Origin of the sequence: uncultured Methanospirillum sp. (genome assembly GCF_963668415.2) — an archaeon.
Classification (GTDB): domain Archaea; phylum Halobacteriota; class Methanomicrobia; order Methanomicrobiales; family Methanospirillaceae; genus Methanospirillum.
Genome location: NZ_CAXXDL010000001.1, coordinates 218,433 through 232,731, shown reverse-complemented (window position 1 = coordinate 232,731; position 14,299 = coordinate 218,433). Strand labels below are relative to the sequence as shown.

Annotated in this window: 8 protein-coding genes, 5 tRNA genes and 5 rRNA genes; 15 read left to right on the top strand and 3 right to left on the bottom strand. The window is 46.4% G+C overall.

Going from position 1 to position 14,299, the window contains the following annotated elements; all coding sequences use genetic code 11:
* The first annotated feature begins 75 nt into the window (after positions 1–75).
* Positions 76–897 (top strand): NAD(P)H-dependent oxidoreductase, encoded by an 822-nt coding sequence (locus tag ACHZA2_RS01195; RefSeq protein ID WP_319578172.1) that lies wholly within the window; start codon positions 76–78, stop codon positions 895–897.
* A 982-nt stretch (positions 898–1,879) separates the two neighbouring features.
* Positions 1,880–2,737, top strand: a complete 858-nt coding sequence (locus tag ACHZA2_RS01190; protein ID WP_319578171.1) for a ComEC/Rec2 family competence protein — start codon at positions 1,880–1,882, stop codon at positions 2,735–2,737.
* 499 nt (positions 2,738–3,236) lie between these two features.
* On the opposite strand, the gene ACHZA2_RS01185 is transcribed toward ACHZA2_RS01190, so the two are convergent.
* Positions 3,237–3,308 (bottom strand) — tRNA-Arg (locus tag ACHZA2_RS01185).
* Positions 3,309–3,357: 49 nt separating this feature from the next.
* Positions 3,358–4,383: a hydrogenase formation protein HypD gene (hypD, locus tag ACHZA2_RS01180; protein WP_319578170.1), complete on the bottom strand. Its 1,026-nt coding sequence runs from the start codon at positions 4,381–4,383 to the stop codon at positions 3,358–3,360.
* 41 nt (positions 4,384–4,424) lie between these two features.
* On the opposite strand from hypD, the gene ACHZA2_RS01175 reads away from it, so the two are divergent.
* The 13 genes from ACHZA2_RS01175 (at position 4,425) to ACHZA2_RS01115 (ending at position 13,813) form a co-directional block, all read left to right on the top strand.
* Positions 4,425–5,468 (top strand): mechanosensitive ion channel domain-containing protein, encoded by a 1,044-nt coding sequence (locus ACHZA2_RS01175; RefSeq protein WP_319578169.1) that lies wholly within the window; start codon positions 4,425–4,427, stop codon positions 5,466–5,468.
* 71 nt (positions 5,469–5,539) lie between these two features.
* Positions 5,540–5,612: transfer RNA gene (locus ACHZA2_RS01170), tRNA-Thr, on the top strand.
* Between the two features lie 350 nt (positions 5,613–5,962).
* Positions 5,963–6,568 carry a tyrosine-type recombinase/integrase gene (locus ACHZA2_RS01165; RefSeq protein ID WP_319578168.1) on the top strand — a complete coding sequence of 202 codons (606 nt, stop codon included), beginning with the start codon at positions 5,963–5,965 and terminating at the stop codon, positions 6,566–6,568.
* Positions 6,499–6,666: a hypothetical protein gene (locus ACHZA2_RS01160; RefSeq protein WP_394698634.1), complete on the top strand. Its 168-nt coding sequence runs from the start codon at positions 6,499–6,501 to the stop codon at positions 6,664–6,666. The genes ACHZA2_RS01165 and ACHZA2_RS01160 overlap by 70 nt, the downstream gene beginning before the upstream one ends.
* A gap of 302 nt (positions 6,667–6,968) precedes the next feature.
* A complete protein-coding gene (locus ACHZA2_RS01155) occupies positions 6,969–7,490 on the top strand; it encodes a VOC family protein (RefSeq protein WP_319580927.1) in 522 nt (173 codons plus the stop codon).
* 642 nt (positions 7,491–8,132) lie between these two features.
* A 16S ribosomal RNA gene (locus ACHZA2_RS01150) occupies positions 8,133–9,599 on the top strand.
* A gap of 75 nt (positions 9,600–9,674) precedes the next feature.
* A tRNA-Ala gene (locus ACHZA2_RS01145) sits at positions 9,675–9,747 on the top strand.
* A gap of 118 nt (positions 9,748–9,865) precedes the next feature.
* Positions 9,866–12,796, top strand: a 23S ribosomal RNA gene (locus tag ACHZA2_RS01140).
* A 66-nt stretch (positions 12,797–12,862) separates the two neighbouring features.
* Positions 12,863–12,934 (top strand) — tRNA-Cys (locus ACHZA2_RS01135).
* 3 nt (positions 12,935–12,937) lie between these two features.
* Positions 12,938–13,059 (top strand): 5S ribosomal RNA (gene rrf / locus ACHZA2_RS01130).
* A gap of 79 nt (positions 13,060–13,138) precedes the next feature.
* Positions 13,139–13,260, top strand: a 5S ribosomal RNA gene (gene rrf / locus ACHZA2_RS01125).
* A gap of 79 nt (positions 13,261–13,339) precedes the next feature.
* Positions 13,340–13,461 (top strand): 5S ribosomal RNA (gene rrf / locus ACHZA2_RS01120).
* Together the 16S, 23S and 5S rRNA genes with 2 tRNA genes alongside form the textbook arrangement of a ribosomal RNA operon.
* A gap of 97 nt (positions 13,462–13,558) precedes the next feature.
* A complete protein-coding gene (locus ACHZA2_RS01115; protein ID WP_319578167.1) occupies positions 13,559–13,813 on the top strand; it encodes a hypothetical protein in 255 nt (84 codons plus the stop codon).
* A 373-nt stretch (positions 13,814–14,186) separates the two neighbouring features.
* On the opposite strand, the gene ACHZA2_RS01110 is transcribed toward ACHZA2_RS01115, so the two are convergent.
* Positions 14,187–14,261: transfer RNA gene (locus tag ACHZA2_RS01110), tRNA-Glu, on the bottom strand.
* Positions 14,262–14,299: the final 38 nt, after the last annotated feature.

The window sequence follows — 14,299 nt, the reverse complement described above, 5'->3', positions numbered from 1 at the left end:
ATTCCGTGACCTGATCATATACCTCTTAGAAATTTTGCCGGCAGGTTGTATCACACCAATTGAGATGAGAGATTCATGACCCTTTCAAATAAAAATCAGGCAATAACGGTAGAAAAGATATCCTGGAAGTGTACAGTTTGTGGCTTTGTGATGAACGGTGAAAAACCTCCGAAAGGATGTCCTAATTGCCATAGCCCCTCTGGAGAATTTATCCCTGCAGATCATGAGATAACCTCCTACAATGGAGAACCATTTGATGTTCTGCTCATTAACGGCAGTTCACACAGGGCAGGAAACACCGGGATAATGGCTGATGTTGCGGAATCCATGCTTAATGAGTTGACTATTTCGTATCGGCGGTTTAACCTGAATGAATTCTCAATAGATCATTGCTGGTGCTGTTATGCAGTGCGGGCACAGTCCTGTGATTTTCCATGTCGGAATAAATCTGATGATATGCACATATTTCATCTGATGTTTACAGTTGCGAAAGCCGTCATCGTCGCTTCATCTATCAACTGGAATAGCATGTCAGCAAAGCTCAAGATCTTTCTTGATCGGACGACCTGTTTACAAAATCTCTATCACCTGAAAAAACCCGGGCTGACTACGGGAAAAATAGTTGGAATCCTTGTGAACGGGCATGAAGACGGGGGAATAAAGACTGCTATGGATATTTTCCTGAATTTTCAGCAGATGGGTTTTATTCTCGCTCCCTTTGGTTTGTATTACCGGACCCATGGTGCTGAGTTTACCAGCAACGAAGATCGGGAATTTTTTACTGCCGATCAGTTGCTCAATACCTATACCCGGGGAGTTGTATCAAACGTGGTTGAGATGATGAAGTTAGGTCTTGAGAGGCAAATGAAAGAGAGGATCATACCGGTTTCAGAATGATAATCGGATTACCCAATATTTTCAGATAATCAGAGATATTATTACAGAATTCATTTGTTCAATTCAGGATAATTTTAACACGTATATACATTAACTGCAATCTGTGCCTTGGCATTTGCGGGAACCAATTGTTAATTTCCATTTTTCCGATATACTGTCTATCGAGGCCCTTGTTCTACCAGTTGAACAATTAATCTGTTATTTTGGATAACCAGAATCATCAGGTAGTCATCAACATGCAGATAAAGAACGGCGATTTTTGCGAACCCTTGAGTTTCTTAACCTGGGTAAGGTGATCAGTTTTCAGTACACATATTGAGATGATTATCTCCCGAGCGATCTCAATAGAGTGTCTCTTCAGGTCTCGTGCCCTGTTGGTATAAATGACTAGGTTTTCCGTCATTCAACAATCGAATTTTCTCTTAATCTCATCCTCTGAGAAGATACGACCTGTTTTTATATCTGCTCATGATTCTTCTATCCCTTCGATTTCTTCCGGTGTGCGTGGAATCGGATGGAAAAAAGTTCATTCACTCCAATTTTGATGCCATCAACACGATGATTTTGCACCATAATTGGGGGATGACATGAAATTTTGAGGAGAAGATCTCCAAATTCAGAAAAATTTGATCACTATGTGGATGATCTCATTTGGTCTCGGAAGTTAAAGTGGCAAAGTTAGGCCATAACGGTCAATCCATGCGACGCGAATAAATGGGTCCGTAAAGTAAAAGCACAGGCTGCTTTAGGCAGAAATGGTGATATTTTATCCTCATACAATTATGTATTGACAATTGATCCAAATAATTAAGAATCTCAAGCGGGTGTATCTGTGATGAAAAGTTTACTCAGCATCAAATAATTTGTTGTATGCCTGTTCAATTCTTTTTCTGTATAGAAATCTATCCTAATTAGTCCATAATCAGGTTGGATTTTTTATGAATCGACATATATATCATAAAGTAGATCAACATTCAATTCTATGCTTCGTTATGGATGGATTTTTTTAGTCCTCATCTATTTCTCAACTGCCGTATCAGGACAACTAACCGTCTCATATATTGATGTTGGCCAGGGCGACTCCCAGTTACTACAGTCGGGTGGACACAATATGTTGATTGATGCTGGTCCTGTAGATGCAGGTCCTACGGTTGTAAATTACCTTAAAACTCATGGGATAATGAATCTCGATGTTGTTGTTGCGACGAATCCTGAAGAGGACCATATTGGTGGAATGGTTGATGTGTTGAACGCTTTCCCGGTCGGTCTCTTTGTTGACAACGGAGAATCAACCGCCTCTCAAACCTATGTGGATGTCATGAGTCTTGTCCAGAAAAAGCAGATTCCTTATGAAGAAGTCAAAACCGGAAAGACAATTCCTTTTGCAGATGGGATATCTGTTGAGGTACTCAATCCTACATCAGACAAAAATGATCTAAATGAGGATTCTGTTGTTCTTAAAGTTACAGATGGGTCAGAAAAGTTCCTGTTTATGGGAGATTCCTCGACGTATACTGGTGATCCCTCTGCACAGATTCTTAAGGTCACGAATCATGGATCTAAATCAGGGAGTTCTCCGTCTTTCCTCTCATTAGTCAACCCGAAGGTTGCTGTGATCGATGTTGGCCATAATAATGCATTGGGGTATCCTGCTCAAAAGACACTAGAAAACCTGAAAGATGCGGGAGCGGAAGTATACCGGACTGATCGAAATGGAAATATTGTGGTCACCTCTACTGGATCATCATATACTGTGACATCAGATAAGGGAACTAATTCATCAACATCTTCAGTTAAGACCATACCAGTCACTCCTCTTCCGACAGTAGCCGTTTCATAATCCGGGCTGCTGTGTTGATACAATTGAAGGGGACTGTGTGATCCTGGTTCCAGTCCCTCTTTTTCAAGGGTTGAAGAAGATGAAATGGTAACTCATCACAAAATGGGTATATTTGGGATGGGGAGGCGAAGCTGTTTTTGTCTCAGTCGAAGACGTCACTTTAAGCTTTTTTCTGATCTGTTGTAGGTGGTCGCGGTCAATGAATCTACGACTAAAAGTCTTGATTACCATGCCGGAGAGTCAGTTCCATACTCCGGGGATACGGTGTAAAGAGAACTGACAGATGTAACCTCAATCCTTGGCGCTGGGAAAAATCAGATTACCTTTAACGCAGAAGACATGATTGGGGCGAAAATAAGGTTTGCGCCGCTGGTTTATATTATGAGGTGGCTATTGCGAGTCAATGTTGATAGATGGATTGTTTATCGAACATCATTTATCTTAATATCTAATAAAAAACCAGAGAAAAATGAGAAGAGCGTTAGCGTAACTCGCAGAACGCCCCGGCTGGGACTTGAACCCAGGTCAAAAGCTCCGGAGGCTTCTAGGATATCCTCTACCCTACCGGGGCAGCCTTACCTTATTAGATCTTCGAACAAATAAAGGGAATGGGTAATCCATTACTTGTGGGTCGGGTACGAATGCCAGATCTTGCATGCTCCTTCGTGAGAGACCATGCATGGTCCAACCGGTGTCCGTGGAGTACACACTTTTCCAAATAATTTACAATCAGATGGATCTGCGATTCCTCTCAGCACCTTATCACAGATACATGCTGAATTTTTGCTGACCTTTTTATATATAATATTAAACTTCTTTTGTGCATCGTATTGTGAGAATTCATCCCTGAGCTTAAGTCCTGATTTTGGAATGACGGGAAATCCTCTCCATTCCACATCACATGGTTCAAAGACCTGATCCATGATCGCTTTTGCCTTCGGGTTTCCTTCTTCTTTTACAGCTCGCGGGTATGCATTCTCTACAAGGCCGGTCCCATCCCTGACCTGCTGGGCAAGCATACAGAGTCCAAGTAAAATATCATCAGCTTCAAACCCGGCAACGACCTGAGGAACCTGAAACTGCCTGTATTCATCAATACCTGCAACTGTCAGAACATGACCCGGAAGCATAAATCCGTCAAGACGTGCTTCGCCCTGTGACAGAAGCCATTGCATTGCCGGTGGCACAATCCGGTGAAAAGAGAGTATTGAAAAGTTGGCAGGGGGATTTGTTAAAAGCATGGCTGCCACTGTGGGTGCAGTTGTTTCAAACCCTACTGAAACAAATACAACCTCTTTGTCTGTCTTTTGTGCTATCTCAATGGCTTTGTGAACTCCCTGAACAATTCTCACATCTCCGCCACAACTCTCAAGAGTCCCTTCTGAGCCGGGAACCCTGAGAAGATCACCATATGTTGCGATGATACATCCTTTTGCGGCGAGTTCGAGAGCTGCATCGATCTCACCCTGGGGTGTGATGCAGACCGGACAGCCGGGGCCCATCACGATCTTCAGATTGCCTGGGAGCATGCTCCGGATCCCGTTTTTTGCAATGGCAGCTTCATGCGTTCCGCAGACATGCATGAATGTCATCGGACGATCGGTCAGCTCCGCAAGTTTCTGTGCAATCGGGTTATCGTGAGCCATAATCCTGTACATATAAGTCCGTTGAGCATAAACCTGATCGTATGCCCTTTGGAAACATCCCAGCTGCCCTGGTAATTGTAGCAGGTTGTGTTCTCGCTGTGATTCTTTATTTCGCAGGTTCGAAAATACGTGCACATCTGGAAGGATCAGAGAAGGGTATCAGTCGGGTTATCATATCAGCGCTCGGAATTCCGGCTGTAATTGCCATTTTGACAATAACCATCTTTCTGGCTCTCAGGTATGTTGCCGATCTTCCTGATCTTGCCCATCAGGTTATGGAGAGCACCTATGCCCAGGTTTTATACATCATTCTGGGCAGTTTAATTATTGCGTTCTTTATCCGGAATTTCCTGGACCTGTATGGGAAAAAGATTGCAAGTCTGACAGATTCCGGTTTCGATGATAAACTTGTTCATTTTCTCCAGAGTGTGTATGGATATGTCATCGGTATCGGGGCATTTTTTATGATCCTTTCTGTTCTCAAAATAGACATCACTCCATTGCTTGCTACCGGAGGTCTTGTGGGCATTGTCGTGGGTCTCGCTGCCCAGGATACGTTTGGTAACTTTTTTTCAGGAGCGATGATCGCTGCTGATCAACCGTTCCGGGAGGGTGACCGGATTGAAATACAAGGGGTCATTGGTGATGTCATTTCTGTGGGCCCACGAAGCACCAGAATTAAAACCCTGGACAGTCAGCTCGTAACTGTCCCGAATAAGATTCTGACTGAGAATATGCTGACAAATTTTGCACTTCCGGATATTACTATGAAAGTCAGAATCACAGTCGGTACTGGATATAATTCTGATATCGATCAGGTGAAAAAAATTCTGAAAACTGTTGCAGAAGAGGGAGTTGAGTCCGGGTTTGTTCTTTCTACTCCTACTCCTGAAGTATATTTTCTGGAGTTTGGTGAATCTGCGCTGATGTTTCAACTCCTAGTCTGGACCGGGATGTATGACAAAACGTTTGAGGTCAGGGATCACCTGAACACGGAGATCTATACTGCGTTCAAGGCTGCAGGAATTGAGATCCCATATCCGCAGATGGACCTTCATCTCAAATCCTCATCAGTTCATATTTAAATAGCCATTCGAAGGTCAGCCTGGGCGGCGTTAAATTTATATGTGGACCCGGAGTATATGTAAAGGCACAAGCCTCAGTGGCTCAGCCGGTAGAGCGCGTCCTTGGTAAGGACGAGGTCGCGAGTTCAAATCTCGCCTGAGGCTTTGGAACAATTGTTCACTTCTTCTCCAAAAATTTTTCCGCATAGTGACGCTACATCTTTCTCATGCACCTGATATAACCACCCTCGGAGTTTGCCTTTCATGATATCAAAGAGGACTATCCTGATCGGTCGATCGAAAAAGCTCTCGCTTCAGTTCAGATAACAAAACAGGATGCAGATCTGATCAGAGGGTATGTTGCCGATTCTAAGACTACTCGGAATATCGGTGGAAAACGATCACAGAAGATCGACTTTATCCTGGTTAATCTCAGAAGATTCATAGTTCCCTTCACTGAGAATTCCATCGCTGACCTCTATAGTGGAGTCTCAAGGATTAAAGTTGGAGAATCATTGAGAGGTAAACCGTTTGCGCCACACACCATTGCTGATTATGTTGGGATGATGAAGCCCTTCTATCGGTGCTTGATTGATGAAGAGTATGTCATACTTCACGAAAAGAAACTGGGTAAAGTTCAAACCCAGAAGCGGTCTAATAAGCGAACAGCGAATGACCTGCTCAGTGTAGATGATATTACTGCGATCTTGGGTGCATGTCATGCAAGTCGAGAGCGTGCATTCATCTCCACATTATATGAGGGTGGTTTCCGAATCGGTGAGATCGGTCAGATGGTATGGAATGATATCAAGTTTGATGCCCCCGGGGCTGTTGTCAATCTCAACTTCAAGACCGGGATCAATCGGTATATCCGCTTAGTGATGGCTAGAGAATACTTGATCAAATGGAAGAGCGATTATCCGGGCAGCCCTTCTGGTGAGAATCTGGTCTTCATTAGCGACCATGGGATTTCTCCTACCCGAGCTGCACTCAATAAAACCACATTGTTCTTGCCAAGCGTGCAGGAATGGAGAAACATTTCACTCCGCATATACTCAGACATTCCCACATTGCCCACCTCATTCAGCAAGGCGTCAACGAATCGGTTATCAAACTCATGATGTGGGGGACTATAGACTCGAAGATGTTTGCTACCGATGCTCATCTGACTGGGAGCGACATCGTTCCTGAAATCAATAAGCTCTATGGTATCTCTTAAGATGAACTTGAAGCGACCACAAACCGGCTAGGACCAAGAATCTGCCCTCTTTGCAATAAAGTGAATAGTCAGATTTCCAGGCATTGTCATCTTTGTGGAGAATCTCTTGATGGTGAGGCTCTTCATGATGACTACGAACTCCAGCGATTCATGTTGAAACATGTCGATGAGTTCAAAGCCTTTTTTTCCGGATGACTGATAAATCGGCTCTAGTTCACTCCTAATTTCCTCCCCGAGTATCTGGTGATTCTCCCATTTGGTTGATGTATTTCCTCAGATCTACTTAAGATGAGAAACAATTAATTACAAGATTAATACTTATCATAGCATCTGTTCATCGGATTTCTACCGGATTATGGTTTGATAATGAGGCAGAAGAGGCGGCTCGTTTCTACACGTCAATTTTTAAAAATTCTTCAATTGGAAGAGTGACTAGATACGGAAAAGAAGGGTTTGAGTTTCATCATAAACCTGAAGGGAGTGTCATGACCGTAGAATTTACTCTGGATGGTTCTTCTTTCGTTGCATTAAATAGCGGCCCGGTATTCCATTTTTCTGAAGCAATCTCCTTCATTATCAATTGTGCCAATCAGGAGGAGGTTGACTATTTCTGGGAGAAACTCACCGATGGTGGGGATCCTGCATCACAACAATATGGATGGTTAAAAGATAAATTTGGAATATCGTGGCAGGTAGTTCCCGGAGAGATGATAGATCTACTCACCGATCCTGATACCAAGAAGGCACAGAAGGTTATGGCTGCCATGCTTCAGATGAAGAAGATAGATCTGGCAACCCTCAAACTAACTTCTATCCAAGGATAAATATCATCAAACTCTGAAATGCATGTTGATAGTAATGATATAAAATAATTCAATCCTCTTTCTTCATTATTTCTCTATTTGACGAGAAACCCCCATCTTATGGCAAGGTAGGTCTTCGGCAGGAGCATATGTTCGGCGAGTTGTACATCGAAAAACATGCGGGCGATCCTGCGGCTTGAGAGAAGTTGAGTTGCCTTGAGTGGACCGTCATGCTGCGCTCATCTGGTGTCGTTGAGATCTTCGCTTCAGCCAATAACTGTCCAAATGATTCTATTCTCCAAAAAAATGATTTATACGAGATTTCATCATGTTTGTCCGGAGTTGAATGCGACATCAGATCGCATACATTTCGCGAATGAAATCAGTGCGCATGAGTAACGCTTATATGCGCCGGAGTGTAAGTAGTAAATCCCACTCGCGTTAAAGTGAGTGTGAAACGGCTCAAACGTTGTTGTTTGGGGGTTAATACCTGCAAAGGTATATAAGCCTTCGAACACAACGTTAGAGGCCGTTTAGATGGGAGCCCGAACTGTGAACAGCGATGTTGCAACGGGTTCGACATAGGAATACTGATGGTGTGGACATCTGTCCGCACCCGCCAATAGTCCGAGCAAGTGTGCGTTGCGAAAAGTAACCAAACAAATTCTGGTTGATCCTGCCAGAGGCCACTGCTATCGGGGTTTGACTAAGCCATGCGAGTCGAGAGGTGCAAGACCTCGGCGAACTGCTCAGTAACACGTGGACAATCTGCCCTGAAGAAGAGAATAATCCCGGGAAACTGGGGGTAATGCTCTATAGTCCGGGCGAACTGGAATGTTCTCCGGATGAAAGATCCGTCGCTTCAGGATGAGTCTGCGGCCGATTAGGTAGTTGTTGGGGTAAAAGCCCAACAAGCCTGTAATCGGTACGGGTTGTGGGAGCAAGAGCCCGGAGATGGATTCTGAGACACGAATCCAGGCCCTACGGGGCGCAGCAGGCGCGAAAACTTTACAATGCGGGCAACCGTGATAAGGAAACCCCGAGTGCCACCACAGGGTGGCTGTCCACCAGTGTAAACAACTGGTGAAGAAAGGGCCGGGCAAGACCGGTGCCAGCCGCCGCGGTAATACCGGCGGCTCGAGTGGTGGCCGCTTTTACTGGGCTTAAAGGGTCCGTAGCTGGATCTGTGTGTCCCTTGAGAAATCCATCGGCTTAACTGATGGGCGTTCAGGGGAAACTGCAGTTCTAGGGACCGGGAGAGGTGAGAGGTACTGCCGGGGTAGGAGTGAAATCCTGTAATCCCGGTGGGACGACCTATGGCGAAGGCATCTCACCAGAACGGCTCCGACAGTGAGGGACGAAAGCTGGGGGAGCAAACCGGATTAGATACCCGGGTAGTCCCAGCTGTAAACGATGCGCATTAGGTGTGTCAGTGACCACGTGTCACTGAGGTGCCGAAGGGAAACCGTGAAATGCGCCGCCTGGGGAGTACGGTCGCAAGGCTGAAACTTAAAGGAATTGGCGGGGGAGCACCACAACGGGTGGAGCCTGCGGTTTAATCGGACTCAACGCCGGAAATCTCACCGGATAAGACAGCTGAATGATAGTCGGGATGAAGACTCTACTTGACTAGCTGAGAGGAGGTGCATGGCCGTCGTCAGTTCGTACTGTGAAGCATCCTGTTTAGTCAGGCAACGAGCGAGACCCACGCCAACAATTGCCAGCTTGACCTTCGGGTCGATGGGGACATCGTTGGGACCGCCTCTGCTAAAGGGGAGGAAGGAATGGGCAACGGTAGGTCAGCATGCCCCGAATTATCCGGGCTACACGCGGGCTACAATGGTTGGGACAATGGGTTCCGACACCGAAAGGTGAAGGCAATCTCCTAAACCCAGTCTAAGTTCGGATTGCGGGTTGTAACTCACCCGCATGAAGCTGGAATCCGTAGTAATCGCGTTTCACCATAGCGCGGTGAATATGTCCCTGCTCCTTGCACACACCGCCCGTCAAACCACCCGAGTGAGGTCTTGATGAGGCGACGCCAAATGGCGCTGTCGAATCTGGGTTTCGCAAGGGGGGTTAAGTCGTAACAAGGTAGCCGTAGGGGAATCTGCGGCTGGATCACCTCCTAACGATTTATAAGCGGTATTATTGCAACGGGTGCCGGACAGACCATAAAACCATCAGTATTCCAAATAAAATGGTGGGCTCGTAGCTCAGTTGGAAGAGCGCGGCGTTTGCAACGCCGAGGCCTGGGGTTCAAATCCCCACGGGTCCACTGCCAGTGCACCAGGTGATGCAAATCGCCGGGGAAGGGCTTGAGACCCCGTGAAATCGGGGCGATGATAGGCCGTGTATAGGAATTGCTGCGTTTAGGACGTTAAATGGGTTTGACGGAACTGGACGAGCTTTATACCTGTCAGTGGATGGCTCGGTTTGGGAGCCGACGAAGGGCGTGCCAAGCTGCGATAAGCCCCGGGTAGGCGCATGGAGCCTATGAACCGGGGATTCCCTAATGGGCCATCCTGATACGTTACGTATCAATCCTGTATAGGATGGGGAACGCCCCGAATTGAAACATCTTAGTAGGGGCAGGAGAAGAAACCAAACGGGATGTCGTTATTAGAGGCGATCGAAAGCGACAGAGTTCAAACTGAATCCTTCGGGAGATGTGGTGTTGATAGGCCCGCCGTATGGGACATATTTCCAGAACAGAAGTTGTCTGGAACGGCATACTACAGAGGGTGACAGTCCCGTATGTGTATGGAAATGTGCTCTGGCGGAGTCCTGAGTAACGTGGGTCGGAATTCCCGCGTGAATCTGGGGGTCACTAACCTCCAAAACTAAATACTCCCCAAAACCGATAGCGTAATAGTAGCGTGAGCGAAAGCTGAAAAGCAACCCTAGAAAGGTGTTGAAAAGTGCCTGAAACTGACAGGTGATAGCGTGTTATGGCGCGAAAGGATCTTTCAAGCGAAGGAATCCGCAGTGATGCGGTAGTACGGGTTTGAATGCCGGTGTCATAACGTACGTTTTGAAGAACGGGCCAAAGAGTTTATTCTGCTGGCGAAGGTTAATTCTTAAAAGGAAGGAACCGAAGGGAAACCAACAAGTCCGTAGCCGTAAGGTGTGGGACGGCGTATTAATAATGCGCGGAGTCAACAGGATAAGACCCGAAGCCTGGCGATCTATGCGTGGGCAGATTGAAGCGTGCCGAAAGGTGCGTGGAGGATCGCAAGCGGTTTTGATATGCAAATCATTCGCGTGACCTGCGTATAGGAGTGAAAGATTAATCGAGCCAGGCATCCGCTGGTTCCTCTCGAAACATGCCGTAGCATGACCTGACCGGAGATCGACAGTGAGGTAGAGCACTGATTGGGGAAGTGGGTGACGAAAGTCGTCCCTCTCCTGTCAAACTCCAAATTCCCTGTCATCTAAGATGGTCGGAAGTCCGCATTACGGGGTAAGCTTGTAATGCGTAAGGGAGACAACCCAGACCGTGGTTAATGTCCCTCAGTGCAGGCTCAGTGTAAACACTGAAAGTGGTCCTGGGTCAAAGACAACTGGAAGGTGAGCTTAGAAGCAGCTACCCTTTAAAAAGTGCGTAACAGCTTACCAGTCAAGATTCAGGGCGCTGAAAATGGACGGGGCTTAAGCCTGCCACAGATACCACGGACCATACGTAAGTATGATGGCGTAGAGAGGCGTTCTGCATGGGCGGAAGCAGGGTCGTAAGGTCCTGTGGACCGTGTAGAAATGAAAATTTTGGCAGTAGTAGAAGCTTAAGTATGGTGAGAATCCATACCGCCGCAGGGGCCAGGTTTCCTCGACAATGTTCGTCAGTCGAGGGTTAGTCGGTCCTAAGTTGCACCGTAACTCGAGTGTAGCGAAAGGGAAACAGGTTAATATTCCTGTACCTGCTCCAGACAATCCTGACGCTTCCGGATATGCTCAGCGGGACTGTCGTCCCGTCTAAGCGGTATATGCGACTCGGAGTACCGTAATGGTGAGAAGGTTGCTAACCCGTTATGGGGTAACAGAGCAAATTCCAGGAGCCCGTGAAAAGGGTGGATGCAGTCCGTACCAAGAACTGACACAGGTGCCCCTCGCTGAGAAGGCGAAGGCGTGTCGGAATTAATCGTGTTAAGGGAACTCGGCAAATTAGCCCTGTAACTTCGGGATAAGGGGTGCCTGCCCAGAGATTGGGCAGGTCGCAGTGACAAGGGCGCTCCGACTGTCTAATAACAACATAGCAGACTGCAACTCCGAAAGGACTAGTATAGTCTGTGATTCCTGCCCAGTGCGAGTATCTGAACACCGGGTTCAACCGGACGAAGGACTCGTAAACGGCGGGGGTAACTATGACCCTCTTAAGGTAGCGTAGTACCTTGTCGCTTAATTGGCGACTTGCATGAATGGAATAACGAGAGCGCTACTGTCCCTAACACGAATCCGTTGAACCTTTTGTACTAGTGCAGAGACTAGTGACTCCTTATGGGAAGTGAAGACCCCGTGGAGCTTTACTGCAGCCTGTCGTTGGATTACGGTATTACCTGCGCAGGGTAGATGGGAGGCGTCGATCCAACTCTTGTGGGAGTTGGTTAGCCAACGATGAGACACCATCCTGGTTTTATTGTAATTCTAACTGAATTGTTTCAGGACATCGATAGGTAGGCAGTTTGGGTGGGGCGCCACACCCTCGAAAAAATATCAAGGGTGCCCTAAGGTCAACTCAAGCGGGTCAGAAACCCGCTGGAGAGTGTCAAGAGCATAAGTTGGCCTGACGCGATTGCGCATAGCAAGCAATCGCGAGAGGAAACTCGGGTCTAACGAACCAATACGCCCTTTTGGTGAGGGCTATTGACTACAGAAAAGCTACCCCGGGGATAACAGAGTCGTCGCCGGCAAGAGCACATATCGACCCGGCGGCTTGCTACCTCGATGTCGGTTCTTTCCATCCTGGCTGTGCAGCAGCAGCCAAGGGTGAGGTTGTTCGCCTATTAAAGGGGATCGTGAGCTGGGTTTAGACCGTCGTGAGACAGGTCGGTTACTATCTATAAGGAGTGTCAGAAGTCTGAAGGGAAGAATGAAATAGTACGAGAGGAACTTTCATTCGGCGCCTCTGGTCGATCGGTTGTCTGACAAGGCACTGCCGAGCAGCTACGCGCCAAGAGATAAAAGCTGAAAGCATCTAAGCTTGAAACTTACCCCAAAAAGAGACTTCAACAAGACCCGGATAGAAGATCCGGTTGATAGGATCGGGATGTACGCACGAAGGCAACGACGTGTTCAGTCCGCGATTACTAACAGTCTTATTCTTCCAGTTCTTCAAACCCAGACGAAATTCTAAACGCAGCACATTCCAATACATAGTCTTGACTAACTCAAGCTAAGCCAAGGTGGCGGAGCGGCCACGCGGTTGACTGCAGATCAACTATACTCCGGTTCAAATCCGGACCTTGGCTCTCAATAGCGGCCAAAGCAGGTGTGATACACCCGGTCTCTTTCCGAACCCGGAAGTTAAGACACCTCACGTAGAAGCCAGTACTGAGGTACGCGAGTCCTCGGGAGAACTTTTACGCTGCTATTGTTCTACAAATCGTAAATTCTATTGTACAGTCTTTGTAACATTCGGTTACAGATGTTGGTTCAGTCCAACAGGGGCTTTCAATAGCGGCCAAAGCAGGTGTGCTACACCCGGTCTCTTTCCGAACCCGGAAGTTAAGACACCTCACGTAAGAGCCAGTACTGAGGTACGCGAGTCCTCGGGAGAACCCTTACGCTGCTATTGTTCTAAAATTCGTAAACTCTATTGTACAGTCTTTGTAACATTCGGTTACAGATGTTGGTTCAGTCCAACAGGGGCTTTCAATAGCGGCCAAAGCAGGTGTGCTACACCCGGTCTCTTTCCGAACCCGGAAGTTAAGACACCTCACGTAAGAGCCAGTACTGAGGTACGCGAGTCCTCGGGAGAACCCTTACGCTGCTATTGTTCTACGATGAAATGACTCTTTTGTATGATGATGTTTGAACTGGATATTTAAAATCAGTATATTAATCTGAATGCTACTGCTATAGTATGGATTAGAATGGTAGAGCAGATCCGATCCGTTGAGCAGTACGAATGGCTGGTGTATTTGTTTAATGGATTTACGCTTGTTTTTGTCGGGTTGTATCTGATTGGCTCTTTGGTTGGCGCGACAAATAACGAAAGAACTCTGCCAACACTTATTGCTTCATTAGCCTGTATCGTTATGTCAATATATTTCTTTGCTGAATCTGTATTTACAAAAAACAGAAAAGAGTTTTCTCTTGATTTAACAGTCTTAAAGAAACTACGTTAAATTCTAATTCTTTCCGATGATTATTAGGCAAGGTGATGACTATGCTGGTCATCACTGCATGGCATACCTATATGTCATGGTTTTGATATGTTTTACTCCGGGGCAGGGAAGAATCCTGGACCTGATGCTTTGTTACTGGAGGATGAAGCACAATGGATTCAGAAGAGCGGGTAATTGAGATACGCAAACAGATATTTGAACATGCAATTCATCACCACGAAGAGATCATTAAATTTCTCAGACAGGAGATGAATCAAGTAGGTGAAAGCTCTTGCGCTTGATCTACTTTTTGTGTTTTATTTTTTCTGGTTAATGTATGTTACTTTTATCCAATTTGATACAAAAAGAGAAATGAGTTAGACGATAATCCAGATGCTGATATGGGGATTCGAACCCCAGTCCTCGGCGTGAAAGGCCGAAATGATTGGCCGGTCTACACTATATCAGCCTGTGCCTCTAATCATTAGAGTTAGTGGTATAAAAATG

Excerpts from the sequence above, each read along its gene's own strand:
- ACHZA2_RS01195 (WP_319578172.1), top strand. The coding sequence starts at position 76 with ATGACCCTTTCAAATAAAAATCAGGCAATAACGGTAGAAAAGATATCC.
- ACHZA2_RS01190 (WP_319578171.1), top strand. The coding sequence starts at position 1,880 with ATGCTTCGTTATGGATGGATTTTTTTAGTCCTCATCTATTTCTCAACT.
- hypD (WP_319578170.1), bottom strand. The coding sequence starts at position 4,383 with ATGGCTCACGATAACCCGATTGCACAGAAACTTGCGGAGCTGACCGAT.
- ACHZA2_RS01175 (WP_319578169.1), top strand. The coding sequence starts at position 4,425 with ATGCCCTTTGGAAACATCCCAGCTGCCCTGGTAATTGTAGCAGGTTGT.
- ACHZA2_RS01115 (WP_319578167.1), top strand. The coding sequence starts at position 13,559 with ATGGTAGAGCAGATCCGATCCGTTGAGCAGTACGAATGGCTGGTGTAT.